The 25,489-nt window shown below is 70.1% G+C and carries 23 protein-coding genes and 1 tRNA gene; 14 read left to right on the forward strand and 10 right to left on the reverse strand.

The genetic code is table 11. From position 1 onward, the window contains the following. The first annotated feature begins 92 nt into the window (after positions 1 to 92). Entirely contained in the window at positions 93 to 1,385 is a 1,293-nt protein-coding gene (locus WME97_RS27085) for a type VI secretion system-associated FHA domain protein (RefSeq protein WP_437541428.1), read from the forward strand. Positions 1,386 to 1,475: 90 nt separating this feature from the next. Further along, complete coding sequence (locus WME97_RS27090; RefSeq protein WP_437541430.1) at positions 1,476 to 2,168, forward strand: hypothetical protein; 693 nt, start codon at positions 1,476 to 1,478, stop codon at positions 2,166 to 2,168. 263 nt (positions 2,169 to 2,431) lie between these two features. Here the strand turns inward: WME97_RS27090 and WME97_RS27095 are convergent, their stop codons facing one another. Further along, positions 2,432 to 3,349, reverse strand: a complete 918-nt coding sequence (locus WME97_RS27095; RefSeq protein WP_437541431.1) for a hypothetical protein — start codon at positions 3,347 to 3,349, stop codon at positions 2,432 to 2,434. Between the two features lie 524 nt (positions 3,350 to 3,873). On the opposite strand from WME97_RS27095, the gene WME97_RS27100 reads away from it, so the two are divergent. The 5 genes from WME97_RS27100 (at position 3,874) to tssG (ending at position 8,417) form a co-directional block, all read left to right on the forward strand. Further along, the gene (locus WME97_RS27100; protein WP_437541433.1) at positions 3,874 to 4,389 is read left to right on the forward strand and encodes an Hcp family type VI secretion system effector; all 516 of its coding nucleotides are present in this window, start codon (positions 3,874 to 3,876) and stop codon (positions 4,387 to 4,389) included. Between the two features lie 136 nt (positions 4,390 to 4,525). Beyond that, a complete protein-coding gene (gene tssD / locus WME97_RS27105) occupies positions 4,526 to 5,011 on the forward strand; it encodes a type VI secretion system tube protein TssD (protein ID WP_437541434.1) in 486 nt (161 codons plus the stop codon). 46 nt (positions 5,012 to 5,057) lie between these two features. Next, positions 5,058 to 5,477, forward strand: coding sequence for a type VI secretion system baseplate subunit TssE (gene tssE, locus WME97_RS27110; protein WP_437541436.1), 420 nt, complete (start codon positions 5,058 to 5,060; stop codon positions 5,475 to 5,477). A 73-nt stretch (positions 5,478 to 5,550) separates the two neighbouring features. Beyond that, positions 5,551 to 7,320: a type VI secretion system baseplate subunit TssF gene (tssF, locus tag WME97_RS27115; protein WP_437541438.1), complete on the forward strand. Its 1,770-nt coding sequence runs from the start codon at positions 5,551 to 5,553 to the stop codon at positions 7,318 to 7,320. Continuing rightward, a complete protein-coding gene (tssG, locus tag WME97_RS27120) occupies positions 7,284 to 8,417 on the forward strand; it encodes a type VI secretion system baseplate subunit TssG (RefSeq protein ID WP_437292886.1) in 1,134 nt (377 codons plus the stop codon). Before tssF ends, tssG begins: the two co-directional genes overlap by 37 nt. Positions 8,418 to 8,476: 59 nt before the next feature. Here tssG and WME97_RS27125 read toward each other — a convergent pair whose 3' ends face one another. Further along, positions 8,477 to 9,187 carry a hypothetical protein gene (locus WME97_RS27125; protein ID WP_437541441.1) on the reverse strand — a complete coding sequence of 237 codons (711 nt, stop codon included), beginning with the start codon at positions 9,185 to 9,187 and terminating at the stop codon, positions 8,477 to 8,479. Between the two features lie 290 nt (positions 9,188 to 9,477). Here WME97_RS27125 and WME97_RS27130 point away from each other — a divergent pair, with 290 nt between their 5' ends. Then, positions 9,478 to 10,044 carry a hypothetical protein gene (locus tag WME97_RS27130; RefSeq protein ID WP_437541444.1) on the forward strand — a complete coding sequence of 189 codons (567 nt, stop codon included), beginning with the start codon at positions 9,478 to 9,480 and terminating at the stop codon, positions 10,042 to 10,044. 104 nt (positions 10,045 to 10,148) lie between these two features. Beyond that, positions 10,149 to 11,315, forward strand: a complete 1,167-nt coding sequence (locus WME97_RS27135) for a hypothetical protein (protein WP_437541446.1) — start codon at positions 10,149 to 10,151, stop codon at positions 11,313 to 11,315. Positions 11,316 to 11,328: 13 nt separating this feature from the next. On the opposite strand, the gene WME97_RS27140 is transcribed toward WME97_RS27135, so the two are convergent. After that, positions 11,329 to 12,483, reverse strand: coding sequence for an FHA domain-containing protein (locus WME97_RS27140; protein WP_437541449.1), 1,155 nt, complete (start codon positions 12,481 to 12,483; stop codon positions 11,329 to 11,331). 283 nt (positions 12,484 to 12,766) lie between these two features. Then, positions 12,767 to 15,220, reverse strand: coding sequence for an endopeptidase La (lon, locus tag WME97_RS27145; protein ID WP_437541452.1), 2,454 nt, complete (start codon positions 15,218 to 15,220; stop codon positions 12,767 to 12,769). 438 nt (positions 15,221 to 15,658) lie between these two features. On the opposite strand from lon, the gene WME97_RS27150 reads away from it, so the two are divergent. Continuing rightward, positions 15,659 to 16,483, forward strand: a complete 825-nt coding sequence (locus tag WME97_RS27150; protein ID WP_437541454.1) for a formylglycine-generating enzyme family protein — start codon at positions 15,659 to 15,661, stop codon at positions 16,481 to 16,483. Positions 16,484 to 16,561: 78 nt separating this feature from the next. Further along, positions 16,562 to 17,497: a methionyl-tRNA formyltransferase gene (gene fmt, locus WME97_RS27155; protein ID WP_437541456.1), complete on the forward strand. Its 936-nt coding sequence runs from the start codon at positions 16,562 to 16,564 to the stop codon at positions 17,495 to 17,497. 48 nt (positions 17,498 to 17,545) lie between these two features. Here the strand turns inward: fmt and WME97_RS27160 are convergent, their stop codons facing one another. The 3 genes from WME97_RS27160 to deoC all read right to left on the reverse strand — a co-directional run bounded on the left by WME97_RS27160 (position 17,546) and on the right by deoC (position 21,060). Then, positions 17,546 to 18,385: an aldehyde dehydrogenase family protein gene (locus tag WME97_RS27160; RefSeq protein ID WP_437555508.1), complete on the reverse strand. Its 840-nt coding sequence runs from the start codon at positions 18,383 to 18,385 to the stop codon at positions 17,546 to 17,548. Between the two features lie 131 nt (positions 18,386 to 18,516). Beyond that, positions 18,517 to 20,043 carry an aldehyde dehydrogenase family protein gene (locus WME97_RS27165; protein WP_437541458.1) on the reverse strand — a complete coding sequence of 509 codons (1,527 nt, stop codon included), beginning with the start codon at positions 20,041 to 20,043 and terminating at the stop codon, positions 18,517 to 18,519. A 63-nt stretch (positions 20,044 to 20,106) separates the two neighbouring features. Then, complete coding sequence (deoC, locus tag WME97_RS27170) at positions 20,107 to 21,060, reverse strand: deoxyribose-phosphate aldolase (RefSeq protein ID WP_437541460.1); 954 nt, start codon at positions 21,058 to 21,060, stop codon at positions 20,107 to 20,109. Positions 21,061 to 21,138: 78 nt separating this feature from the next. Between deoC and WME97_RS27175 the strand changes: the two genes are divergently transcribed. The 3 genes from WME97_RS27175 (at position 21,139) to WME97_RS27185 (ending at position 23,117) form a co-directional block, all read left to right on the forward strand. Continuing rightward, entirely contained in the window at positions 21,139 to 21,903 is a 765-nt protein-coding gene (locus WME97_RS27175; protein ID WP_437541463.1) for a peroxiredoxin, read from the forward strand. 124 nt (positions 21,904 to 22,027) lie between these two features. Continuing rightward, the gene (locus WME97_RS27180; RefSeq protein WP_437541465.1) at positions 22,028 to 22,987 is read left to right on the forward strand and encodes an alpha/beta fold hydrolase; all 960 of its coding nucleotides are present in this window, start codon (positions 22,028 to 22,030) and stop codon (positions 22,985 to 22,987) included. Positions 22,988 to 23,045: 58 nt separating this feature from the next. Next, positions 23,046 to 23,117, forward strand: a tRNA-Thr gene (locus tag WME97_RS27185). A gap of 200 nt (positions 23,118 to 23,317) precedes the next feature. Here WME97_RS27185 and WME97_RS27190 read toward each other — a convergent pair. Genes WME97_RS27190 through WME97_RS27200 form a run of 3 tightly spaced genes read right to left on the reverse strand, consistent with a single transcriptional unit; the run spans position 23,318 to position 25,466 of the window. After that, positions 23,318 to 23,923: a hypothetical protein gene (locus tag WME97_RS27190; protein ID WP_437541466.1), complete on the reverse strand. Its 606-nt coding sequence runs from the start codon at positions 23,921 to 23,923 to the stop codon at positions 23,318 to 23,320. Further along, the gene (locus tag WME97_RS27195) at positions 23,920 to 25,041 is read right to left on the reverse strand and encodes an AAA family ATPase (protein WP_437541468.1); all 1,122 of its coding nucleotides are present in this window, start codon (positions 25,039 to 25,041) and stop codon (positions 23,920 to 23,922) included. The genes WME97_RS27190 and WME97_RS27195 overlap by 4 nt, the downstream gene beginning before the upstream one ends. Further along, positions 25,038 to 25,466 carry a hypothetical protein gene (locus WME97_RS27200; RefSeq protein ID WP_437541470.1) on the reverse strand — a complete coding sequence of 143 codons (429 nt, stop codon included), beginning with the start codon at positions 25,464 to 25,466 and terminating at the stop codon, positions 25,038 to 25,040. The genes WME97_RS27195 and WME97_RS27200 overlap by 4 nt, the downstream gene beginning before the upstream one ends. Positions 25,467 to 25,489: the final 23 nt, after the last annotated feature.

The raw sequence follows: 25,489 nt of genomic DNA on the forward strand, positions 1-25,489 counted from the left end.
CTGGGTGGGCTGCACGCAGACTGGCGGGCCGCAGGGTGCGGATGGACGTCAGGCACTCCCGTCCGGCGGAGCGGGTCTGCTAGTCTGCCCCCATGCCGGCGGCGCTCTCGGCCCGCGTGTCCGACACCCAGGCCAACCAAAGCTTCGACGTTTCGTTCGAGCGCTTCCCTGTCCGGATCGGCAGGAATCAGCTGAACGACCTTCACATCGACCGGCCCTACATCTCCCAGTTCCATGCGGCGGTGGACGTCCGGGATCGCCGGATCTTCGTGCGCGACCTCGGCTCCACCAACGGGACGATGTTCGCGGGGCACCGGCTGGCGCGCGACACCTCGGTGGACGTGACCGGCCAGCCGGAGATCACGATCGGCCCGATCCAGATCCGGCTCGCCATCATCGAGGCGCCGCTGAAGTCCGAGAGCCCGAACGACGGCACGCTGCTCGGCACGGGCGGAGACAACCTCTCCGCGCTGATCAGCCCGCAGAAGCGCGCCGCTCCCGGCGGAGAAGACCCCTACCTGCGTCAGGTGGTCCCGTACCTGGAGGCGTACCGGACCGCGTGGGCCGCGGTCTACCGGATGATCTGGGATCACCTCGCGCGCCTCCCGCCCGATGCGCGCCAGAGCTACTTGCGCCGGCTTGGCGAGGAGCACCCGAGCGTGCTCGCGGAGCGGGATTTTCAGAAGATCTCTCAGTACTACGGCGTGGACTACCGCACGCTCGGCGAGCTGGCCCCCGCGAACGCGGCGTTCGCGGCGCTCTCCGAGCTCGCGGGCGCCCTCGCGCCCGGCGCGAAGCCCCCGGACGACGTCGCGGGCATCGTCAACTTCGCGCGGCGGCTCCGCGACACGATGGAGGTCTTCCTGAAGTGCTTCGTGAGCTTGCGCGACGGCTACCAGGAGTTCGAGGCCGAGGTGCTGGCGCGCGATCGCTCCGCCGAGACGGACAAGGTCGCGAACGCGCAGGACGCGAAGGAGCTCGGCACGGTCCTGCTCACGCCGGTCGGGGGCCCGGACGCCGCGCGGCACCTCCACGAGATCTTCGTGGATGTCATGAGCCACCAGATCGCGCTCCTGAACGGCGTGATGGGGGGCGTGAGGTCGCTGCTCGTCAAGCTCTCCCCGAAGACGCTCGAGGAGAAGCTCGAGCGCGCGGGCAAGAAAGGCGGGCTGTTCTCGAACAAGTACGAGGAGCTCTGGAAGCTCTACGAGCGCCGCCACGGCGACTATTCGGGGGAGGACAAGGAGACTTTTCGGGAAATATTTGGCGAGCAGTTCTCTCGGGCGTACGCTGCGACCGCCGCAGAGGACTATGGGTCGTCCGGCGAGTCGGGAGGCCGGAGCATCGTCCGCTTCCCCGGCTCTGGGAATCCGAACAAACGCTAGCGCCCCAAAACGGCGGGGCTTCGCGCGGCGAGCCGCGCCTTGGGCTCGCCGATCTTCGCCGGAGGCGCGGCCGAACGCGAGGCGCCGTTCATGCGAATCAGGGAGAAAGTCGTAGCAGCAGGTTGTCTGGCCGTCGCCGCGTGCCTCCTCGCCCCGCGCGAGGCGGCCGCGCAGACGACGGTCCAACGCGATAAGAACTGGGCCACGGTCTCGGACGTGAGCCTCGTGCTGGGAAGCTCCGTCGTTTTCCTGATGCCGCGTGTCTATTACAGCGATCCCGAGGCCACGGTCGGCTGGAAGGGGCGCTGGCATTTCTCGGTCATGGCGCCCGCCATGACGATGACCGCGCTGACGCTGCTCGTGGACCTGCCGATCAAGAACGCGCTCGAGTCGACGCGCCCGGGCTGCTCGATCGACGAGACGAACGCGGCGGTGTCCGACTCGGGCTGCGAGTCGTTCGGCGGCCCGTCGACGCACGCGTTCGCCTCCTGGGGCGCGACGGGCGCGGGCACGGGCATCTTCGTGGTCGACACGTTCCGCTACTCGTCTGGCCGCTTCAACGCTGGCGCCTTCATCGGCAATGTGGCCTTCCCCCTCACCGCCTCGGTCGTCACCACCATCGCCCGCGGCGTCGCCCCCGGCGACACGCGGCCGCACGAGAACGCCGGTCAGATCGCGATCGGCGGCGTCACCGGCTTCCTGAGCGGCCTCGCCGTCGGCACCGCCTACGCGATGCTCCAGCGCCCGAACTGCGGCTACGGCAACGCGCTGTTCTGCTGGTAGCCGCCTCTCCGGTACGCCTCCCTCCCCTCTCCGGCAGGCCTCCCGACTCCCCTCGCCAGCGAGCCTCCCTTCCCTCGCTGGCGAGCCTCCCTCCGCTCGCTGGAGCGGCCAGGGGTCGTGGGGGCAGCGCGGGGGGTGGGCCGAGGTTCGAGCAGATCACGCGCGCCTCATCCGCGCGCCATGCGCGGGCGAGACGCGCGTCCTGCGGGTCCGGCGGCCCCCGCCCCCCCGCGCTCCCCTACCCCCTGGCCTCGGCTGCTGTTCTAGTCCTGTCCGACGACGCGCTCCCAGAGCGGATCGTTCGACGAGAAGAGCGTATCCCGCTCCACCCGGAGGAATCGCTGGAACTCCACGCGGCGGAGCTCGCGGTCGCTGTCGCGGTTGCCGTCGTCGTGCTTCACGATCTTCACCCGCACCTGCTCGAGCAGCTGAATGCCGTTCGGTTTGTAGGAGACGTCGGTGCGCAGCACGTAGCGGGCGTAGAGCCCGCGCTCGGTGACGGAGGGCACCACCGCCGTCCGCTCCAGGTCGACGGACGCCGCCTCGATCAGCCGTCCCCTTCGCGCAAGGTAGAAGTGCGCTCGTTGTCGGCAGTCGTCGGGATCAGGGCAGTCCTTCGTCTCGGCAACGACGAGGTTGTCGTTGCCGAGGCGCACCGGGGACAGCTTGGTCCCCTTCGCGGGGGCGCGGAAGCTGCCGACCCCGTAGACGTCCGCGCGATCGCCGGCCGCTCGCACGAGCGCGACGAGGCCGCCCTCGTCGCCGTTCTCGAACTTGAGGACGCGCACCCACACGGCGCGAAGCCCCTCCGGCCCGGAGCGGATCTCGACCTCGTCGGGGTCGATCTTGCGGGGCCAGCCGGACTTGGAGATGCCGCCGCGCAGGGTCTCGTTGGCGAACACGTACTGGCCGGTACAGTCGACGTCGGTCGGCCCGATCCCTCGTTCCTCGCTGTAGCCGGGAATGACGACGCTCAGCCACTGGTCTGGGTCGAGGGTGCGGACGGCCGCCTTGCCGCCCGCCCCGCGCTTCGCAGGCGGCAGCTGGGTCGTACACACCGGGATCGGATTCTGCTTGCGTGTCTGGAGCTCGCCGTGTGGCTGCTCTGGGTACGATCCGCAGCCCGCGAGGGCGGCGGCGAGCCCCAGGCCGACGACGGAGCCGAAGCGAACGATGCTCACGCGCTCTTCGTATCATGCAAGGCGTCGCCAAGGCGAGTTCGCGACCTAACGCTCTGGCCGGCCAACGGCCATGGCCGGCCAACGGCCGTGGCCGGCCAACGGCCGTGGCCGGCCAGCTCGCCTCGTTCTCCGTGTCGGCGGTCGCGCGCATGCCAGCATCACGCCGTGGCCCTGCGCGTCGTTACGTTCCCCACACGCCCGCAACGCGATGGACACGCCCGCGTCCTCTTATGGAAGCGATGGCTTCGTGATGGAATATTGCGCGCGCTCAGGAACCAAACGCGAACCCAAAGCGAACCGAATGCCAAGAAACCCGCGCGGCTCCCGGACACAAAAGTCTTGACGCTCCCAAAGAGGGAGTTACCTTCTGGACTCCCTGAGAGAGACAGGGGTAGAGATACGATAAGAGTCTTATCTCTGCGTCTCTGAACTCCTAGTCCCGACGGAGCACACCGTCTGCCAGCGCGCAATGGGGCGTAGACTGAGCCCAGGCGGCGAGTTCTTGAAGGAAGAGGCATTTGATCATGGCGTTGCAAGCTCACCTCGTTTTGAAGGGCGTTACCCAGGGCCCGATCGATGGCTCGGTCACCCAGAAGGGTCGCGAGAAGTCGATCGCAGTCATCGCGGTGCAGCATCAGGTCGTGAGCCCGCGTGACCCGGCGACCGGGCTGCCCAGCGGGAAGCGCCAGCACAAGCCCTTCGTGATCACGAAGGAGCTCGATAAGTCGACCCCCCTTCTCTACAACGCCCTGGTCAACAACGAGAGCATCTCGGAGTGGACCCTCAAGTTCTACACGCCGGGCACCGCGGCATCGAAGAACGTCGGCAAGGAGCAGAACCACTACACGGTCAAGCTCACGAACGCGACGGTCGCGAGCATCGACTTCCACATGGACAACACGCGCGGTGGGGACGGCGCCAAGGATCGGCCGGAGTACGAGCGGGTCTCCTTCACGTACCAGAAGATCGAGTGGTCGTTCGATGACGGCGACGGCGCGCGTCAGGCGGACGACGACTGGGAGACGCCGCAGGGCAACTGACGCCTAGCTGCTGACGTCTCGTCGCACGGGCGACCTTCGGGTCGCCCGGTTGCGTTTGTCGTCCTGACGTTGGGGCATCAGGGGGTTCCTCAAAATCAGGCATGGCCATCACGCGCAGCAAGCTCAGAATGTTGGCATGCCCCTCAGCGCCTACCTCAGACTCGTCGGCGAAAGACAAGGGGAAATCAGGGGCTCCGTCACCCAGAAGGGGCGAGAAGGTAGCATCCTCGTCACCGAGGTGTTCCACTCGCTGGTGGGGCCGCGCGACCCGGTCACCGGGCGCCCGACGGGCAAGCGGATGCACAAGCCCTTCATCGTCACGAAGGACCTCGATCGGTCCACGCCGCTCCTCCTCAGCATCCTCAGCCACAACGAGGGCATCCCCCGCTGGGAGCTCCAGTTCTACAGGTCGATCGCGATCGGCGTCGAGAAGCCTGTCTTCACGGTCCAGCTCACGAACGCGAACATCTCGAGCATCCAGTTCCACATGCTCAACGTGAGGAACCCGGGGCAATCGCGCCTGCCCGAGCAGGAGGAGGTCGCGTTCACGTACCAGAAGGTCGTCTGGACCTGGACCGACGGGGGTGCCTCCGCGGAGGACGACTGGCTCACCCCGCGCTGAGCGGGCGGGCTTCCGCTCGAGGGGCGAGCTGATCTACGATCCCGCGGTGGCCGGCGCCTCCCTCCTCACCCGAATCGCGCACGCGGCCGACCCGCACTCGACGGAGCGGCACACCTACCGGGATCACGACCTCGAGTCGGCCATCCTGACGCACCTCGGGCACATGCTGAACACCCGCCAGGGGAGCTCGCTGACCTGCCCGGACTACGGCCTCATGGAGGTCTCGGAGGTCCTGCATGAGTTCCCCGAGGCGATCGGCCTGGTGCAGCGCTCGCTCAAGAACTGCATCCAGACCTACGAGCCGCGGCTGAAGAACGTGCAGGTCCGGCACCTGCGCAGCGACGCGATCCAGTCGATGGTCCTCGAGTTCGAGATCACCGCGCAGATCCACTTTCCCGACGGCCGGCGGCAGGCGCTCCGGCTCGGCGCTGCAGTGGACCAGAGCGGCAACGTCCGGATGACGTAGCCCCCGCCCGGCGGCCTGGCTCACGGCGGTTGACAGCCTTCGGCCCCGGCGGTCGACTGGCGGTGGCGAGAGGATGTTCAACAAGTACTACCAGGACGAGCTCACCTACCTGAGGGATCTGGGGCGCGAGTTCGCCGCCGCCTACCCCGGGATCGCGCCCATGCTCGCGGAGAAGGGCGGGGACCCCGACGTCGAGCGCCTGCTCGAGGGCGTCGCGTTCCTGACCGGCAAGATCCGCCAGAAGCTCGACGACGAGCTCCCCGAGGTGATCCACTCGGTCGCGTCGCTGCTCTTTCCGCACTACCTCCGCCAGATCCCGGCGACCTCGATCATCGAGTTCACGCCGCTCCCGAACGTGGTGCGCGAGAAGCTCGTCGTCGCTCGGCACGCGGAGGTCGGGTCGGTGCCGGTCGACGGCGTCTCGTGCCGGTTCCGCACGACGCAGGACGTCGAGCTCGTCCCGCTCGCGGTGGAGGACGTGCGCGTCGACACGGGCGCGCAGCTCGCGCAGACGCTCCGCATCGAGCTCCGCCTGACCGGCGGCGCCGCGCTGTCGGGCCTGTCGCTCTCCTCGCTGCGCTTCTACATCCACGGCGAGCGCAGGCTGCAGGACGACCTCCGCCTCTGGGTCGGGGCGCACGTCGACACCGTCGCGCTGGCCGCGGTGGACGCCGCGGGGCGCGACACGACGATCGCGTCGCTCCCGGCGCGCGCCGTGCGGCTCACCGGCTTCTCCGATGAAGAGTCGCTGATCCCGTACCCGAAGACGGTCTACCCGGGGTTCCGGCTCCTGCAGGAGTTCTTCACGCTCCCGCAGAAGTTCGCGTTCTTCGAGGTGACCGGCCTGCAGGCGCTCTCGGCGGAGCGGATCTCCGACCGGTTCGCGATCCTGCTGCAGTTCAGGGACGGGCTCCCGCCGGGGACGCGGATCGGCAAGGAGAACATCCGGCTGTTCTGCTCGCCGGTCGTGAACCTGTTCGAGCACACGAGCGATCCGATCAAGCCCGAGGCCACGAAGCACGAGTACCTCTGCCGCCCGGCGGGCGCGGCGCCCGCGGCCTTCGAGATCCACAGCATCGACAAGGTCGTCGGCATCGCCCGGCGCACGAGCCAGCGCGTCGAGATCCCCTCGTTCTTCAGCTTCCAGCACGAGCTCGATCCCGAGGCCGCCGCGCGGACGATCTTCTACCAGGCGCACCTCCGCCCGGCCGCCATCGGCGACGGCATCGACATGTACCTCTCGTTCGGCTCCCCGCAGGACGCGGGGGCCCTCCCCGAGTTCGACGTGATCAGCATCGAGGCGACGAGCACGAACCGCCGCCTGCCGGCGCAGCTGAAGCTCGGCGATCTCAGGGTGCCGACGGCGACCTCACCCGCGGTGGCGAGCTTCACCAACCTCACCGGCGTCACCGCGCCGCTCCCGCCGCCGCTCGGGCGCGAGCTGCAGTGGCGCGTGCTGGCGCACATGGCGATGAGCTACCGCTCGATCACCGAGCTCGAGGTGCTCCGAGCGACGGTCGATCTCTACAATTTCCAGGCGATCGTCGATCGTCAGGCGGCGCGCGCGAACCAGCTCCGCCTGGCCGCGATCAAGGCGATCCGGGTGCGGCCGACGGATCGTCTGTACCGAGGGGCGCCGGTGCGCGGCGTCGCCGTCGACATCGAGCTCGACGAGGGCGGGTTCGTCGGCGAGGGGGAGATGTACCTGTTCGCGAGCATCCTGAACGAGATGCTCGGATCCTACGTCTCGCTGAACTCGTTCACGCAGCTGACGGTCACCGGCACGAATACACGCGTGGTGCACAAATGGGACCCGAAGAGCGGCAGCCTGACGCTGATCTGAAGCCGGCTGCGCCGAGAGGCGCCGCGAGCGCCGACCCCGTCGCGCTGGAGACGCTCCGGCGCTTCGCGGATACCGCGCCGCGCTTCTCGTACTACCGCCTCATCTACCTGCTCGAGCGGCTCTTCCCTGCCGCGCCGCCGGTGGGCCAGCTCGGGCCGGTGCAGGACGAGCGCATCCGGCTGCGCGGCGACCCCTCGCTCATCTTCGCCTCGAGCGACGTGAGCGAGCTCGCGCCGGTCAAGGCCGCTGACGGCGTGGAGCGCGCCCGCGTCTCGACCACGTTCCTCGCCCTGTACGGCTCGGTGTCGCCGCTGCCGGCGTACTTCATCGAGCAGATCGCGCAGGCCGACTACCAGGGCGGCCCGCAGCCGATCCGCGAGCTCCTCGACGTCTTCCACCACCGGCTCCTGTCGCTGCTCTACCGCGCGTGGACGAAGTACCGCCTGCCCGTCACGTACCGCAAGCAGGGCGCCGATCCCTTCTCGCGCCGGATGCTCTGCGCGGTCGGCATCGACGGCTTCCGCGGCTACGAGACGCCGCTCGATCGCTTCTTCTTCCTCCGCTACGCGTCGGTCCTCGCCTCGAAGTCGCGCTCGGCGAGGAACCTGGAGACGGTGCTGTCCGAGATGCTCGGCAACATCGGCGTGAAGATCGAGCAGTTCGTCGGCCACTGGACGAAGATCGAGAAGCCGTTCAGGAACAAGCTCGGCGTGATGAACCACCAGCTGGGCGAGAGCCTGACCCTGGGGCGCTACGTGTTCGACGGCTCCGGCCGCTACAAGGTCGTGCTCGGCCCGGTCGGCTACGACGAGTACCTCTCCTTCTTGCCCGGGGGCCGGCGGCAGGATCTGGTCCGCGGCGTCATCGAGACGTTCACGCCGGGCATCCACGACGTGATGCTCGAGATCCACGTCGACACGGAGGAGGCGCCGCGGTTCCAGCTCGGCTCGCCGCGCGCCGCGACGCTCAAGCGCACCGCGTGGATCGGCGGATCTGCGGCGGAGCGGCTCGTGATCACGATCCCCCTCGACGACAAGCACCTCGCGGGCGGCGACGACGAGGACGACGACGATCGGGGCGAGCCCCCGCCGATGTGACCGAGGCCGCGCGCCGCCGGAACGCGCGGCGGCGCTCGCGCCGTGGGCTCGCCCTGCGCTCAGTAAACGGTGAGGCTCTGCAGCGCGGCCGAGATCTCGTCGGCGTTCGCGTCGACGTTCTCGTGGTGCACGATCTGCACGAGCAGGATGCGGCGGGGGCTCCGGAGCAGGATCTCGTGGGCGAAGGCATCCGAGATCGGCTTCGACGGGATCTTCGCCTTGACGAGGTAGCTGCGCCCCTGCGTGTTCGCCGTGGCCACGGGCGCGCGGCCGGAGAGGATCTCGGCGCCCTGCTCCTCGAGGTCCGCCTCGTAGCGCTTGAGCACGTCGGGCCACGGATCCTCGGGGCTGTCGATGCGCTCGTAGATCGAGAACAGGAACTGCCGCGGGGACTGGTACGTGATGAAGCGGCGCTCGGGCGTGTAGTCGGCGCCGCCGACGTTCCAGTCCATCGGGCGGCTCATCCGGACGTCGCCGTTCATGAGGCCCACGCCGATCCGGCGCGGCACCCGGTCCGTCGCCGGCGCGTCGAGCGGCGGGAAGTACACCTCGAAGCTCGAGTCCTTGCTCAGGGAGCCGGCCGCGCCGTGGAGGTAGAAGACGTCGTCCTGCTTGGGGGCGGTCGGGGAGCCGCCGCAGCCGGCGAGCAGCGCGATCGCGGCCACGGCGGCGCAGGCCACGCCCGCGCGCCCCGCTGCTCCGGCGGCGAGCGGACGGCGGGCGCGGAAGGCGGGGAGGTGCGCGAGCATCGGCATTCCGAGGTGCCTCATCGGGGGGAACTCTAGGCCAGCGAGGGCACGCCAGCCAAATGTTCGCCGAGGAGTTTGCCCTCGGGGTGCCCGGCATTGAATGATTGCCCGGCCCGGGCAGCGCTGCGCCCGCCGATCGAGGCGGTACCCCGTGCCGCGAGAGAGACATGTCCAACGAAAGCAAACCGAGTCGCAAGGGCGAGCCCGCCGGAGCACCGGCGGCGAGCGCGCCGAGCCCCCCCTCCACCCGCACGAGCCAGGGCCACGAGCGTCCGGCGTCTAGCCGCCGCGCGCCCCGGCGCCCCGCGCTCGTGGCAGCCTTCGCGCTTGCGCTGGCGGCCCCGGCGTGCAGCGGCATCGACGCCGGCGTGGAGTACCCGGACGACCTGCCCGCGATCGATCGGTACCTCTTGACTCCCGAGAACGGCCCCGAGGCGCCGCTCGCGCTGGGTGAGTTCAAGATCGGCCCCGAGACGTGCAGCGGCGTCGACACGCACCCGGTCACCCAGAAGCTCTCGCCCGAGGATCTCAGCCGCTTCCTCGCGGCGCAGGGCGCCGGGAGCATCACCCCGAAGCTGGCGAGGTCGAACCTGTACTGGTTCGACTTCCCCGCGCGCGACAAGTCGTTCGTCCGCCTGCGCCTCGCGGTGCTCGAGGACTCCAAGCACGCGACGCAGGATCTCCACGACGCGGTGCTGCAGCACGGGCCAGGCTGGTGGGGCGTCCGTCGCTCGAACCTCGCCGTGCTCGCGCCGAAGGCGAACCTGAGGGAGGCGATGGCGTTCGCCATCAAGTACAAGCTCGTCTGCTGGGGCGTCTTCACGTACGCGGCCAACGACGACGCGTACGTCGTCCCCGGGCCCTACGCCGAGCTGTGAGGGGAGCTGGCGGCGCGCGGGGCGGAGACGCACGCCGCCGGCGCGCCGTCGGCAGGCCTCTGCGAAGCTGGCCCACGCTCGGGGAGAACGCGTAGACTGCGCCCATGCGCCGTTACGTCTTGCTCACCGCCGCCGTTGCCCCGATCCTCGCCGTGACCGCAGCCGTCTCCGTGCCCGGCTGCGCAGAGGAATTCGATGACGTCTGCGCGTTCCTCGAAGACAGCAGCAACTGCTACGCGGATTTTCATGCCGATGTTCTGAATCGGTGTGGTGCACCTGGCGCAGGAAACGGGCCCAGCGGCCAGTTCGCCAGCCGCGAGACCCTCGACATATGCTTCCTCAGAGAGGGAGGTCAGGTCGTCTTCGACCCGCCGCTCGACATCGCCGCGTTCCCTCCGAAGAGCATCGCATTCAAGCGCCTCGACGCCCAGGCGCAGGAATGCGGCGCCTTCACGTACTCGGGGGAGTTCAGCTACTCGGTGACCATCAATCCATGCGTCCAGACCGGGAATGGAACCGGTGCCGGTGGTGATGGTGGTGGCGGCGGCGGTGCCGATGGTGGCGGCGGTGCCGCCACCATCCCACAATGCGAGAACGCAAGTGCCGGCGGTGGTGGCGCCGCTGGCGGGGGCGGCAACGAGGCTGCCGACGTGGACGGCGGTGCAGTGACCGTCATCACGCCGGAAGGCCGTGCAACACTCGACCTGAGCTGCTCGGAGGGCACGCAGTACCACTTCAACCGGCTCGAGGCCGAAACGAAGTGCGGCGGCTACGACGCGCTCCTTCCGAGGGCCATACTCAAAACGAGCCTAGGCAAACAGCCCCCCCCGGAGGCGGACCCCAACGATCTCGATGAGTACAATGGTTTCATTTCCTTCAGCGTCCACTACCCACCTGTCATTGCGCCTGGGGGGAGTGAGGGGACTGGCGGCGGGGGCGATGGTGGAGCGGGCTCCGACGCGGTCCCCTCGGCTGAGGTGGTGGAATATTTCAATTGCGAGATCCCGGCGGCCCTCCCGCTTTGCTTCAATGGCGTGAAGGACGGCACGGAGACCGACATCGACTGTGGCGGCGCGCTCTGCGAAGCGCGGTGCGGCGATGGGCAGTCGTGTATCAGGGGCGGCGATGATTGCTCGGATGGGCTCGAGTGCCTCATCGTGGATGGCTTCTCCAAATGCACAGGGCCCACGGAAGGCACCGGCACCGGCGGCTCGGGTGGCGCCGGCGGCGCAGATGGTACTGGCGGTGCAGGCGGCGCCGACGGCCAGTAGCCTCGCGCTCCGCTCAGGCGACCAGCACCTTCACCACGAACGTCGTGCTCCCGAGGCGCAGCCGGTCGTTGTCGCGCAGCTGCCGGCGCTCGCCCTGTCCGAGGCGCTGCTCGTTGACGAAGGTGCCGTTGCGCGAGCCGTCGTCCTCGATGAAGACCTGACCCGTCGTCGGATCCGCGTGGATCGACGCATGCCGTGAAGAGGCGCTCGCATCCGCGAGCCCGATCTCCGTCGCGGCGTCCGCCCCGGCGCGCCCCACCTGCGTCCGGCCGCTGTAGATCGGCCAGAAGCTGCCTCCGGGATCGTTCTGGAACGTCACGATGAAGCCGACGAGGACACGCGCAGGCTGCGCCGACATCTGCGGCACCGCGCCCGAGACCGCCCCCTGGACGATCGGCGGCGCGACGATCGCAGGCGCCCTGGCCTGAGCGACCATCGGCACCCCGCCCTGCACCATCGGCGGCGGCGCGACCGCACCCCCTTGCATCATCGGCGGCGGCGCCACCACGCCCCCCTGCACCATCGGCGGCGGCGCGACCGCACCCCCCTGCACCATCGGCGGCGCGACCAGCCCCGGCGCCCCCGTCGGCACGACCATCGGCGGGGGCGCAACCATCTGCGGAGGCGCGCCGAAGACCGGCGCCGGCGCCACGGGCTGCTGCCCCATCGCGCCACCCATCGACGCGCCAGGCACCATGCCTGGCCCCGGTGCCCCGAGCGCAGGCTGGACCGGCGGGACGCCCGGCGCGTTCATCGGAGGAGACGCCGGCTGCGACGTGAGCCCCGCGGAAGGCGCCGCTCGGGCCCAGGGGGAGACCGGGAAGGGAGCTTCCGCGCCCGTCGAGAAGGCGACGCTTCCGCCCGGCGATGCCGGCACCGCGAGCCCGCCTCCCCCGACCCCGTAGGCCTGAGGAGGAGGCGGATAGGCGCCCTGCGCGCCCCCCGCCGCGTAGCCTGGCGACGCCGCGCCGCCATAACCCGCGACGGCTGGCTGCCCTGGATAGCCCGGCGGGCCGGGCGGAGCATAGGCGCCAGCCCCCGCCTGCACCGGCGGAGGCGCGACCGGAACAGAGGCTCCAGGCGATGCGCCCGCCACGCTCGTACCGCACATCGAGCAGGCAGCGTCGGTCTCCTTGAGCATCCACGCGCAGTTCGGACACGGCCTCATGCGATCTCGAGGCTACCGATTCGCTTGACATCCGTCGAGGCGAAAGCCGCGCTTTGGCGAGAGCGCGCGAGCCCGCCGCGCAGCTCGGCGCGCGCTGCGCGGGCGATGCGATGCCGCTCCCACGCGCTGCAACGCGAGCGCGCCAAGCTCGCCGAGAGGCAGGGCGCCCTTCGCTACGGCGCGGGCGTCGTCACGAAAAAAAGCATGAAAAAAGGCGCCGCGCGTTCAAGCCGCGCGGCGCCTCGGAGACAGGTCGCTCAGCGATCGCTGGCGACGGCCGTCATCAGTTGCTGGCGATCGAGCTCTTCTCCGACTTCTCGATCTCCTTCTTCTCGCCGTCCTTCGACTCCTCGGTCACGGGCGCGGGCTCGGGCAGCCGCTCGAGCGCGGCCTCCAGGACCTGCTCCATCCGGCTGACGAAGAAGAACTGCAGCTCGTCCACGACCTCCTTCGGGACCTCCTCGAGATCCGCCCGGTTGCGCTCGGGGACGATGATGCGCTTGATGCCGGCGCGGTGCGCCGCCAGCACTTTCTCCTTCAGGCCGCCGATCGGGAGCACGCGACCGCGGAGCGTGATCTCGCCTGTCATCGCGACGTCGTGACGGACCTTGATGCCGGTGAGGAGCGAGACGAGCGCCGTGAACATCGTCACGCCCGCGCTCGGCCCGTCCTTGGGCATCGCGCCGGCAGGGATGTGGATGTGCAGATCGCTCTTCTCGAGGAAGTCCTTCGCGATGCTGTACCTCGACGCGTTGCTGCGCACGAACGACAGCGCCGCCTGCGCCGACTCCTTCATCACGTCGCCGAGCTGGCCGGTCAGCTGGAGCTTGCCCGTGCCGTACATCCGCGTCGCCTCGATGAAGAGGATCTCGCCGCCGACGCTCGTCCACGCGAGGCCCGTCGCGACGCCGCTCTCGGCGGTGCGCTCCGCGACCTCGCTCGTGTACTTCGCCGGGCCGAGGAACTCGTGCAGGTCGTCCTCGTTGTCGACGCGCCGCTTCTGCGTGTCGCCCTCGGCGACCTTCACCGCCACGCCGCGGATGACGCCCGCGATCTGCCGCTCGAGCGACCGGACGCCGGCCTCGCGCGTGTAGTGATCGATGATCTCCTCCAGCGCCTTGTCCGTGACCTCCAGCTGCTCGGTCGTGAGCCCGTGCTCCGACAGCTGCTTCGGGAGCAGGTGCTGCCGCGCGATCGCGAGCTTCTCCTTCCGCGTGTAGCCGGGGATCTCGAGGATCTCCATGCGGTCGCGGAGGGGCGGCGGGATCGGATCCGCCACGTTCGCGGTCGCGACGAACATCACGTGCGACAGGTCGTACGGGATCTCCAGGTAGTGATCCGCGAACGTGTTGTTCTGCTCTGGATCGAGCACCTCGAGCAGCGCCGCCGACGGATCGCCGCGGAAGTCGTGCCCGATCTTGTCGACCTCATCCATCATGAAGACCGGGTTGATCGTCCCCGACTTCTTCATGCCCTGGATGATCTGGCCAGGGAGCGCGCCGACGTAGGTGCGCCGGTGGCCGCGGATCGCCGCCTCGTCGTGCACGCCGCCGAGCGAGACCCGGTGGAACTTGCGGCCGAGCGCGCGCGCGATGCTCCGGCCGAGCGACGTCTTGCCGACGCCGGGAGGCCCGAGCAGGCAGAGGATCGGGCCCTTCTTGTCCTGCTTCAGCTTCCGGACCGCCAGGTACTCGAGGATGCGCTTCTTGACCTTCTCCAGGCCGTAGTGGTCCTCGTCGAGCACCTTGCGGACGCTGCCGATGTCGAGGTTGTCCTGCGTCGACTGCGTCCAGGGCACGTCGAGGATCCAGTCGAGGTACGTCCGCACCACGGTGTACTCGGCCGACCCGACCTGCATCGTGCGCAGCCGCTTCAGCTGCTTCTTCGCGACGGTCTCCGCCTCGGTCGGCAGGTTCGCCTTCGCGATGCGATCCTCGAGCCCGTCGAGATCGCCCTGATCGCCGTCGTCCTCGCCCAGCTCCTCCTTGATCGCCTTGAGCTGCTGGCGCAGCACGTACTCGCGCTGGTTCTTGCCCATCTCCTCCTTGATCTGGGAGTTGATGCGCTCGCGCATCTTCAGGATCTCGAGCTGCCGCGTGAGCAGCCGCAGCACCTTGCGGATGCGCTCCTTGACGTCGATCGTCTCGATGAGCTGCGCCTTCTCCTCGACCGGAGCGTCGAGGTTCGCCGCGACGAGATCGGCGAGCGCGCCAGGCGCCTGGATGGAGTCGATGAGCGAGCCCGCCTCGCGCGGGAGCTCCGGCATGAGCTGGATGACCTGCTTCGCGATGTCGCGCAGGCTCATCGCCAGCGCCTCGGCCTCGACGTCCTCCGTCGCCGGCTCGTCCATGCGGCGGATCTTGGCGCGCAGGTACGGCGTGTGGGCCGTGACGCTATCGAGCCTGATCCGCGTGAGGCCCTGCAAGATCAACGAGTAGTTGCCCGAGCTGTGCTTCAGCGCCTTCAGCACGCGCGCGGCGCAACCCATCGGGTACAGGTCCTCCGCCCCGGGATCGTCGGTCGACGGATCGCGCTGGGCGAAGATCGCGATGACCGGGCCGGGGAGGTTGTCGACATCCTCCACCAGCGCGACCGACTTCTCGCGGCCGACATCGAAGGGCGCGACGGCGCCCGGGAACAGCACCGCATTGCGGATCGGCAGAACCGGCAGCTCGTCGCCGAAGACGACCTCTTCCTCGGAGCGCGGCGGCATCGGCGGGTTCTTTTTCTCGGACATGGCGATCTCCTCTAGGCACCCGACCGGGGGAGGTAAACCCCTTCATCAACACGCAGCCGGGCCGCGCGGCCACCGCGCGCCCCGGTCATCTTGGCTTGCATCCAGACGGATGCGGATGGTGCAACGCGGAGCCCTGCTGGCAGCTCTTGGTGGAAGACAGCCCGCGAGGCTACGGGAACTCACCATAGACACGGCGCATGCCGCGTGCCACAGCCCTGGCCATTTTTTTGAATGAGGATACGCTGCGGGTGGTCAGGTCCGACTCCGACCTGCAGCGCTCGCTCGTCACGCTCGTCACCACCTGGCGCGCGCGGCGCGGCGCAGGATCCTCGGCGGCCGGGTCAACGCGGCGCGCGGAGGAGGCGCGCCTCGGCCTCGCCGCGCGGCGCAGCCGAGGCTGCGCCCGGCACGGAGCGACACCCCGGCCCTCGCTGAACGATGATCGATCCCCTGCTCGGCCTCGGCGCGCTCGCGATCGCGATGCTCGGCCTGCCGGCGGCGCCGTCGCTCGATCCAGGGCCGAGCCCGGCGTGCCCGGCGGACATGCGGCTCGTCACCGGCACGCACCGCGACGAGGTGCAGCACGTCTGCGTGGAGCCGGTCAAGAGCGGCAAGGCGACCCACTGCTTCGCGTACTGGGAGGACATCACGGCCGAGGAGGGGCCGTCGACCGAGATCTCCGTGTGCATGGACCAGTTCGAGGCGCCGAACCAGCGGGGGGCGAAGCCGCTCGTCATGCAGTCGTTCGAGACGGCGACCGCGTGGTGCGCCGCGCGCGGCAAGCGGGTGTGCGCCGAGCAGGAGTGGGAGCTCGCGTGCGAGGGCCCCGAGCGGCGTCCCCTCGCCTACGGCTGGCGCGTGGACAAGGCGGTCTGCAACAGCGGCAAGGCCTGGCGGCGGGTCGACGAGCGGAAGCTCGGCGCCTCCGGCGAGGCGGCGCAGCGCGAGGTCGAGCGGCTCTGGCAGGGCGCGCCGAGCGGCTCCCATCCCGGGTGCGCCTCGACCTTCGGCATCTTCGACATGATGGGCAACGTCGAGGAGTGGGTCGCCTCGCGCCGCGGCCGCCGGTGGCCAGGCGCGCTCATGGGGGGCTTCTGGGCCAAGCCGTGGACGGGCTGCCGCGGGACGAACGACGCGCACGATCCGAAGTTCGTGTTCTACGAGACCGGCTTCCGCTGCTGCGCCGATCCTCGGCCCGCGAGCGGCGCGGCGGCGCGCGACGCGAACGAAGAGCGCGGCGGGCGCCGAGCGCCCGGGCCCTGAGGCCGAGCCTCCACGGCGGCGCTCGCCGCGAGCGAAGAAGGCGGCACGACGGGCGCAGGTCCTGCTAGAAGCCAGGGCGTGCGCGCCCTGTTCTTCGGTACCCCCGCCATCGCCGTGCCGTCGCTCGAGGCGCTCGCGTCGATCGCGGACGTCGTCGGCGTCGTCTGTCAGCCGGATCGGCCGGCCGGCCGCGGGCTCGAGCTGAAGGCGCCGCCGGTGAAGGTGAAGGCGCTGGAGCTCGGCGTGCCCGTGCTGCAGCCCGAGAAGGTCCGCACGCCCGAGTTCGCCGCGTGGGTGGCGGGCGCCGGAGCGGACGTCGCGCTGGTGATCGCCTACGGGCGCATCCTGCCGAAGGCGGTGCTCGAGGCGCCGCGGCGCGGCTGCATGAACCTGCACGCGTCGATCCTGCCGCGCTACCGCGGCGCCGCGCCGATCACCTGGGCGATCGTCGGGGGCGAGACCGAGACGGGCATCTCGCTGATGCAGATGGACGAGGGCATGGACACGGGGCCCGTCTACGCGGTGCGCCGGACGCCGATCGGCCCGGACACGACCGCCGACGAGCTCGCGATCGATCTCGGGGCGCTCGCCGCGCGCGTCGTGCGCGAGGACCTCCGCCGCGCGGTGGACGGTGAGCTCACGCTGACGCCGCAGGACCACGATGCGGCGACGCACGCGGCGCTCCTGAAGAAGGAAGACGGGCGCATCCGGTGGGAGCGGAGCGCCCGGCAGATCCACGACCACATCCGGGGGATGACCTCGTGGCCAGGCGCCTTCACGACGATCGACGGCAAGGCGCTCAAGGTGCTGGCCGCGCATGTCGAGAGCGAGGCCGACCAGGCCGGCGCGCCGCCGGGGACCGTGGTGATGGCCGGCCGCAGCGTCGTGATCGTCGCCTGCGGCGCGGGCGCGATCCAGATCGTGCGAGCCCAGGTCGAGGGGCGGAAACCGCTCGCGGCGGCGGACCTCGTCGCCGGGCGGACGCTCCAGACGGGGATGGTGCTCGGTCGTTGAGCGCCCCGGGCGCCGTTCACGGCGCCCTGTCGTCGAGCGCCGCTCGCGTCACGGCCCGGCCGGGTGCCAGATCGTCTTCATCTCGACGAACCGCTCGATCCAGCGGGGGGACGTCGCCGCCCTGTCGTCGAACCACTCCGCCTCGCCGAGCGATCGGGCGCGCACCCGCTTGACGCTGGCCGCGGCCGCCTCCTCGAGGCGCTTCGTCAGCGCCGCGTCCACGCCGTGGAGATCGAGCGCGGCGACGTCCATGTGCGCGGCGAGGTGCGGCAGCACCTCCGCGAGCTGGCCGGTGAGGACGTTGACGACGCCGCCCGGGAGATCGCTCGTGGCGAGCGCCTCGCCGAAGACGAGCGCCGTGCGCGGATCCGCCTCGCTCGCGAGCACGACGCAGGTGTTGCCGGCGGTGATCACCGGCAGGAGAGCGCCCGCGAGGCCGAGGAGCGCCGGCCGCGGCGGCGCCGCGATGACGACCACCCCCATCGGCTCGGGCACCGTGAAGGTGAAGTGCGGGCCGGACACGGGGTTCAGGCTCGCGAAGAGGCTCTGGTACTTGTCGGCCCAGCCCGCATAAGCGACCGCGCGATCGATCGCCGCCAGGACCTCGCGCTCGGCGGCGCCTGCGCCCTGCCCGCCGCGCTCGAGCGAGGCCGCGAGCTCCGCGCGCCGCGCCTCGAGCATCTCGGCGAGGCGGTAGAGGATCTGCCCGCGGTTGTACGCGGCGCGCGCCGACCAGCCGCCGAGCGCGCCGGCCGCCGCGAGCACGGCGTCGCGCCCGTCCTTGCGCGAGGCGCGCGGGATGTTCTCGACCGCGCCCGCGCCTCCGTGATCGCGCACCTGCGTGTACCTCCCGGACTCCGAGCGCACGAACGCGCCGCCAACGAACATCTTGTACGCCTTGCGCACGCCGACCCGCGCGCGCGCCTCGCCCGGAGGAGCGTCGAGCGCGGCCGCGCCGGCGCAATCCCCGATCGGCGTGCACCCCTCGTCGCCGCCGCTGTCCTTGTCGCCGAGCGCCATCAGTCCACCTCGAGGTAGGCGAGCAGCCCCTGGCGCCCGCCCTCGCGGCCGAAGCCGCTCTCCTTGTAGCCGCCGAACGGCGCGCTGGGATCGAACTTGTTGAAGGTGTTCGCCCAGACGACGCCGGCGCGGAGGCGCTGCGCGACCCAGAAGCTCTTCGAGCCCTTGCCGGTCCAGACGCCCGCCGACAGCCCGTACATCGTGTTGTTCGCCTTCTCGATCGCCTCCTCGGGCGTGCGGAAGGTCAAGATCGAGAGCACCGGGCCGAAGATCTCCTCGCGCGCGATCCGGTGCGACTGCGCGACGCCCGTGAAGAGCGTCGGCGCGAACCAGTAGCCCCGCTGCGGGAGCGCGCAGCTCACCGAGAAGCGCGAGGCCCCCTCGCGCTCCCCCGCCGCCACGAGCTCCTCGATCTTCGCGAGCTGCGCCCGCGAGTTGATGGCGCCCACGTCCGTGTTCTTGTCGAGCGGATCGCCGACGCGCAGGGTCGCCATGCGCTCGCGCAGCTTGAAGAGGAGGGCGTCGTGGACGCTCTCCTCGACGAGGAGGCGCGAGCCCGCGCAGCAGACGTGGCCCTGGTTGAAGAAGATGCCGCCGATGATCCCCTCGACGGCCTGATCGAGCGGCGCGTCCTCGAACACGATGTTCGCGGCCTTGCCGCCGAGCTCGAGGGTGAGCCGCTTCCCGGTGCCGGCGAGCGCGCGCTGGATGCGCTTGCCGACCTCGGTCGACCCGGTGAACGCGACCTTGTCGACGCCAGGGTGGCCGACGACCGCGGCGCCGGTCGCGCCGGCGCCCGTGACCACGTTGACGACGCCGGGCGGGAGATCGGCCTCCTCGATGATCTTCGCGAGGAGCAGCGCGGTGAGCGGCGTCGTCTCGGCGGGCTTGAGGACGCACGTGTTGCCCGCCGCGAGCGCCGGGGCGAGCTTCCACGCCGCCATGAGCAGCGGGAAGTTCCACGGGATCACCTGGCCCGCGACGCCGAGCGGCCGGGGGTCGCGCCCCGGGAACGCGTGCTCGAGCTTGTCCGCCCAGCCCGCGTGGTAGAAGAAATGCGCGGCCGCGAGCGGGAGATCGACGTCGCGGGACTCCTTGATGGGCTTGCCCCCGTCGAGCGACTCGGCGACGGCGAGCTCGCGCGCCTTCTCCTGGAGGGCCCGGGCGACGCGGTAGAGGTACTTGCCGCGATCGAGCGGGCGCATCCGCGACCAGTGTTTCTCGTACGCCACCCGCGCCGCCTGCACGGCGAGATCGACGTCCTGCTCGGAGGCCTCGGCGAACTCGCAGAGCTTCTCCTCGGTCGACGGGCTGATGCTGTCGAGGTAGCGGCCCGAGGCCGGAGCGCGCCACGCGCCGCCGATGAAGAGCTCGTACCGCGGCGCGATCTTCACGTGGTCGCGCCCCTCGGGCGCCGGCGCGTAGCGCCAGGCGTCGCCGAACACGACGGCCGCGTCCCGCGCCGCGGTCGCATCCGGGGGCGAGCCCCCGTCGCCGCCAGCCGCGGCGGTGCTGTTGTCGCTCATGCGGCGCACTCTACGCCCGCGGCCGCGCGTTGAACACCGACGCGGACCCGCCCTCGTGGCGCGTCAGTCCTTGCTGAAATGGTCCCCGCTCTGGTAGGCGCCCGTCCGCTCCTTCTCGAGCTGCATGAGCACGTCGTTGAGGAGCGTCGACGCGCCGAAGCGGAACAGGTCGCTCGTGAGCCAGGCGTCGCCGAGGGTCTCCTTGACCAGCACGAGGTAGTGGAGCGCCTGCTTCGCGGTGCGGATCCCGCCGGCCGGCTTCATCCCGACGCGCCGCCCGGTCGCCTGCGCGTGATCGCGGATCGCCTCCAGCATCACCAGCGTCACCGGAGGCGTCGCCGCCGGCGTGATCTTCCCGGTCGAGGTCTTGATGAAGTCGGCGCCCGCGAGCATCGCGATGCGGCTCGCCTTGCGGACGCGATCGTAGGTCCCGAGCTCGCCCGTCTCCAGGATCACCTTGAGGTGCGCGTGCCCGCACGCCTCCTTGGTCGCGGCGATCTCGTCGTACACGGCGCGGTACTCGCCGGAGAGCATCGCGCCGCGGTCGATCACCATGTCGATCTCGTCGGCGCCGAGCTCGACCGCCTGGCGGACGTCGGCGAGCTTGACGGCGAGCGTGGAGAGGCCGCTCGGGAAGGCGGTCGCCACACTGGCCACCTTGACCGCCGAGCCCGAGACCGCTCGCTTCGCCACGGAGACGAGCTTGGGATAGACGCACACCGCCGCACAGGAAGGGATGTCCGCGCGCTCGTGGGGTCGAAGCGCCTTCTGACAGAGCTGCTCAACTTTTCCCGGGGAGTCTTTCCCCTCGAGGGTGGTGAGGTCCATCATCGAGATGGCGAGCTTGAGGCCGGCGACCTTGGCGGGGCCTTTGATGCTCCTTTTGCCGAGCCCGGCTGCGCGCTCTTCGACCATGACCTTATCCACGGTGGGCGAAGAGAAATCGGGGTAGGTGACCTCCCTGCCCTGGCGCACCACGCCGGGCGCGGCGCCGCTGTCGTTTCCGAAGATCGCCATCGGCCTCGTCTCCTGGCGCGGGAACGTACCAGAAGCGTCGGATCGATCCTACCGAGTGCGTGCTAACGTGGCGCTCTGATGAAGAGACGCTTCCCGATTGCGGTCGTTTTTGTCGTACTTGCTGTCGTCTTTGCCTTTGCCTCGCTGCTCGGGTGTGGCGCGGCCGAGCGACCCGATGGTGGACAAGGGCTGATCCCGGTCGGCGCGACGGCGCCCGACGTGTTCGCCGCGGATCAGCACGGCGCGATCCAGCGGCTGTCCGACCAGCGGGGTCGGGCCGTGGTCGTGTACTTCTATCCGAAGGACGGGACGCCGGGCTGCACCGAGGAGGCGTGCGCGTTCCGCGACGCGTGGGATCGCTTCAAGCAGGCCAACGTGCAGGTCTTCGGCGTGTCCTCGGACACCCGCGAGTCGCACGAGAAGTTCGCGACCGAGAACAAGCTGCCGTTCCCGATCCTCGTCGACACCGATCACGCGTGGGCCACGGCGTTCGGCGTGCCGATGCGGCTCGGTGCGACGGCGCGCGTGACGTTCCTCGTCGATCCGGACGGCAAGATCGCGAAGGTCTATCCGGACGTGGATCCCGGGGTGCACGCGGACGAGGTGCTGAAGGACGCCGCGCAGCTCACGGGCGCCGCGCTCCCGGTCGCGCCAGCGGCGCCGGGCAGCGCAGCGCCGGCCGGAGCGGACACCGCGGCGCCGGCCGCCACCGGGGCGGCGCCCGCGGCGGCGCCTGCGGGAGCGGCGGAGCCGGCCACCGCCGCGCCGGTGGCGACGGGGACGATGCTGCCCCCGGCGGCCCCCGCGGCGCCCCCGGCGAAAGGTCCGCCGGGGAGGCGGTGACGCCAGCGCGCGCACGCGGCGCGGGAGCGCCGGCGGGGCGCGCGCGGACCGCGCGGCCGCGCGGAGGGCTGACGGGAGATCTGCTGACGGGAGCGCGCGCGTGGTGCGTAGGTCGTCGGAATTTTTGAACACCAACGGGTTGGACCTCTGCGTCCATCGCTTCCGCGACGACCACGCGCAGCCGACGGGCCTCACGCTGCTGCTGCTCCACGGCTTCCTCGACGCCGGGAGCACGTGGGACCTCGTGGCCGAGCCGCTCGCGCGGGCGGGGCACGACGTCGTCGCGCCGGACCTGCGCGGGTTCGGCCGGAGCGCCCGCGTCGGACCGGGCAGCTACTACTACTTCCCCGACTACATCGCCGACGTCGCGGCGCTCGTGGACGCGCTCGCGCCGGCGCGCCTCGGCGTGGTGGGCCACTCGATGGGCGGCGCGGTCGCCGTGTACTACGCGGGCGCGTGCCCCGGCCGCGTAGAGCGCCTGGCGCTGCTCGAAGGCATGGGGCCGCCGGCGAGCGGGCCCGAGATCGCCGTCGTGCGCGTCGAGGCATGGCTGCGCCAGATGTCGGAGCTCGATCGCGCGCCGCGGAAGCTCTCGTCGATGCAGGACGCGATCGCGCGGCTGGTGGCGAACCACCCGCGCGTGCCGCGCGAGGTGCTCGCGACGCGCGCGCCGCTGCTCACGCGGGAAGAGCCGGACGGCGGGCTCGCGTGGGCGTACGATCCGATGCACCGGACGACGTCGCCGCTGCTGTTCCAGGTGGAGGCGTTCATGACGTTCCTGGAGCGCATCGCGTGCCCGACGCTGCTCGTGAGCGGCGGCCCGACCGGGTGGCACCCGGAGGACGAAGCGGAGCGGGCGGCGAGGCTCAAGCGCGCGGAGCACGTCGAGCTGCCGGAGGCCGGGCACATGATGCACTGGTCGGCGGCGGCGGAGCTGGCGGAGCGGCTGGGCGAGTTCTTCGCCGCGGGAGGAGACGCCGGGGACGCGACGGGCGCGGAGGGGAAGGGAATCGCGGAAGCAGCCGAGGCAGCCGAAGCCGCGGCAGCAGCGAGCGAAACCGGGTCCCTCCGAGGACGGAAATAAAAGAGCTTGACTCGGCAGGGCGAGTGGGTAATCTGCGCGCCTCCTCGACGAGAGGCATGCCACCTTAGCTCAGTGGTAGAGCAACGGTTTCGTAAACCGTAGGTCTCGAGTTCAAATCTCGAAGGTGGCTCAACGTGAATGCCAGCGTGTTCGCTGCCCTGTGGGCGAGCAGATGACGCGCTGGGTGCGGCCATGTACGCGCCGCGCAGAGAATTCTCCTGCTCGGGCGCGTGGTCCACGAGCCGCGGCGGCGCGTGTGTGATCCACCGGTTGAGCCGGGGCGTCCCGGACACCGAAGGCCGTACGAGTTCATGCGGGATCGGCGCGGATCTACGTGGATTCGCCGAGTGCCTGGCGCGCGCGCCCGATCCATCGCCGCAACGAGTGCGCGTCAGCGGGGATGCTGGTCAGGCCGCTCTCCTCCACGAGGCGCACCATGGCGGCGGTGTCCTTCTCGTTCATCCCGAGCTCGGCGAGCCTCTCTTGCGGCCTGCGCATCGCTTCGGAGCCATGGTGGCCGGCAACGGCCACCAGCCACGACTCCAGCTTCTCGATGGCAACACCGCCAACGACAGCCGGCTGCTGATCCGCGGTACTTCCCAGCCCTTCGATCGCCCGTTCAATGCCGTCCTCGCGGTGGGCGAACTTGGCCTTGTCACGGTCGCGCGTGAACGCAAAGACCTCGCACCCACGCTTCTTGGCATGGTGGAAGGCGCGCTGGACGTTGAGCTCCTCGCCCTTTCCACCGATACCCACGCGGAGCTTGGGGATGCTCTTCCAGAGGATGGCGTCCACGACCTTCCACCCCTCGGGACGGACCTGCCGCAGCAGCGCCTCCACCACACCGGGCTCGGGGTTGTCGTCGCGGAAGCTCGGCTCGGCTGCGAAACCGCCGAGCTCGTTCTTGCCCTCACCGGCGAGAATGACGCGGATCAAGGCTCGGTGCCCTCGAGGAGCGGCGCCTCGTCCTCGCCGTTGGCATAGGCGATCCACAGCTCGCCGAGCGCGTAGATTTTGGAGCGCTCTTCGAAATCGGGCGTATCCTTGATGCGCTTGACCCGGGTGCCCCCCTCGGCGGTGCGGGTGACGACGGACACCTCGTCGGGCTTGAGCTCGTTCACGACGAGCGGGCTATGGGTCGCCATGAGGACCTGTGTCCCGCTCTCCTCGACGATGGCACGGAGGATGCGCATGACCTCGGCGATGCGCGCCGGATGCAGGCCGTTCTCGGGCTCTTCCACGAGCAGGAGCGAGACCGGGTCCATGTAGCGGAGAGCGGCGAACGCGAGATAGTAGAGGAGGCCCTCGCTGAGCCGAGCGGCTTCCACCCGCGCGCCATTCACGAGCTCGACCTCCAGGACGACCTCGCTGCTCGTTACTACCTTGACCCGAAGACCTTTGATCGTCGGGAAATGGCGGCGAACGTCGTCGACGATGCGGGAAAAGGCGTCGTCGTTGCGGTTGCGAATGGCGAAGTAGATGCCGGCCAGGCCGTGACCCCGGTCGTCGAGGAAGCCAACCGGCTGCGTTTCGGGGATCAGACCGCTTGGCTCACGCAGCGCATCCGGGTCGAAGCGAACAAGCCTCGCCTGATAAATCTGGCTCAGGATATGCCGCTCGGACGGATGTTTGCCCTCCTGCGGTGCGTCCCGCGGTACGGTGCTGAACCAGGTACTGGGCCGAGGAGCAACCGAACGGCCATGATATAGAGACGTATCGCTGCTGCGCCGCTCGCCGGTACGCTCTTCGAGACTTCGCAGCCCCGTTTTGATAGCGTACCATCCCCCGTCGACCCCGCACTCGAGCAGGATGTCGTGCGGGGATTGAGGTAGTTCATGGGATGGAGGCTCTGTGGGAAGATAGGGATCAAACGGCTTCCATCTACCCTTATCCTGCTGAAAGTGGGATCCGGCGAACTGCACCAGGGTCCGCATACCGTGCAGCAATGTGCTCTTGCCGCTATCGTTCGGGCCGATGAACGCATGAAGCGGGGTCAGCGAGGCCTCGGTATCGACCAGGCAGCCGTAGTTCCGAGCGTAGAAGGTGTGAATCATCGCAGCTCCACGTGGGCGTCAGCCGCTCGCCTGCTCTGAAGGGCGTGCATGCTCTCCGTCCGCAGGTCGAGCCGCTCCCGAGGGCGAGGGAAGGCTTGCAGCCGCTCGAAGCCGCTCCCGCTCGGTTCATCCTCGAGGTCTTCGGGCCGAGACTCCGCGCCGAGAGGACTGCAGGCCGAGCTCCGGCCAGCCGCTGCAGCAGCCGCCTTCTCGCGGCTCCCGTCGCCGAGGCCGAGGCCGCGGCAGAGCTCCTTCAGGCGGTCGCAGGAGATGCCGGCGAGCAGCTCGGGCAGCGCGGGCCTGTGGCCATCGAGCATGTCGGCGAGCTGGGCCTTGCCATCCCGAACGAGCAGATTGTAGCGGCCGACGAGCTCGACGAGCTCGTCACGGGGCAGGAGGTCGAGAACCTGGCGCTTGCTGGGCATGAGCGGCGCGAAGAGTACGCCAG

Origin of the sequence: Sorangium sp. So ce367 (assembly GCF_051520455.1) — a bacterium.
GTDB classification, from domain to species: domain Bacteria; phylum Myxococcota_A; class Polyangia; order Polyangiales; family Polyangiaceae; genus Sorangium; species Sorangium cellulosum_B.

Excerpts from the sequence above, each read along its gene's own strand:
- WME97_RS27135 (WP_437541446.1), top strand. The coding sequence starts at position 10,149 with ATGCGCCGTTACGTCTTGCTCACCGCCGCCGTTGCCCCGATCCTCGCC.
- WME97_RS27100 (WP_437541433.1), top strand. The coding sequence starts at position 3,874 with ATGGCGTTGCAAGCTCACCTCGTTTTGAAGGGCGTTACCCAGGGCCCG.
- WME97_RS27165 (WP_437541458.1), bottom strand. The coding sequence starts at position 20,043 with ATGAGCGACAACAGCACCGCCGCGGCTGGCGGCGACGGGGGCTCGCCC.
- tssD (WP_437541434.1), top strand. The coding sequence starts at position 4,526 with ATGCCCCTCAGCGCCTACCTCAGACTCGTCGGCGAAAGACAAGGGGAA.
- WME97_RS27090 (WP_437541430.1), top strand. The coding sequence starts at position 1,476 with ATGCGAATCAGGGAGAAAGTCGTAGCAGCAGGTTGTCTGGCCGTCGCC.
- WME97_RS27140 (WP_437541449.1), bottom strand. The coding sequence starts at position 12,483 with ATGAGGCCGTGTCCGAACTGCGCGTGGATGCTCAAGGAGACCGACGCT.
- WME97_RS27195 (WP_437541468.1), bottom strand. The coding sequence starts at position 25,041 with ATGATTCACACCTTCTACGCTCGGAACTACGGCTGCCTGGTCGATACC.
- WME97_RS27085 (WP_437541428.1), top strand. The coding sequence starts at position 93 with ATGCCGGCGGCGCTCTCGGCCCGCGTGTCCGACACCCAGGCCAACCAA.
- tssG (WP_437292886.1), top strand. The coding sequence starts at position 7,284 with ATGGGACCCGAAGAGCGGCAGCCTGACGCTGATCTGAAGCCGGCTGCG.
- tssF (WP_437541438.1), top strand. The coding sequence starts at position 5,551 with ATGTTCAACAAGTACTACCAGGACGAGCTCACCTACCTGAGGGATCTG.
- WME97_RS27150 (WP_437541454.1), top strand. The coding sequence starts at position 15,659 with ATGATCGATCCCCTGCTCGGCCTCGGCGCGCTCGCGATCGCGATGCTC.
- WME97_RS27160 (WP_437555508.1), bottom strand. The coding sequence starts at position 18,385 with ATGTTCGTTGGCGGCGCGTTCGTGCGCTCGGAGTCCGGGAGGTACACG.
- WME97_RS27125 (WP_437541441.1), bottom strand. The coding sequence starts at position 9,187 with ATGAGGCACCTCGGAATGCCGATGCTCGCGCACCTCCCCGCCTTCCGC.
- deoC (WP_437541460.1), bottom strand. The coding sequence starts at position 21,060 with ATGGCGATCTTCGGAAACGACAGCGGCGCCGCGCCCGGCGTGGTGCGC.
- WME97_RS27175 (WP_437541463.1), top strand. The coding sequence starts at position 21,139 with ATGAAGAGACGCTTCCCGATTGCGGTCGTTTTTGTCGTACTTGCTGTC.
- WME97_RS27200 (WP_437541470.1), bottom strand. The coding sequence starts at position 25,466 with ATGCCCAGCAAGCGCCAGGTTCTCGACCTCCTGCCCCGTGACGAGCTC.
- lon (WP_437541452.1), bottom strand. The coding sequence starts at position 15,220 with ATGTCCGAGAAAAAGAACCCGCCGATGCCGCCGCGCTCCGAGGAAGAG.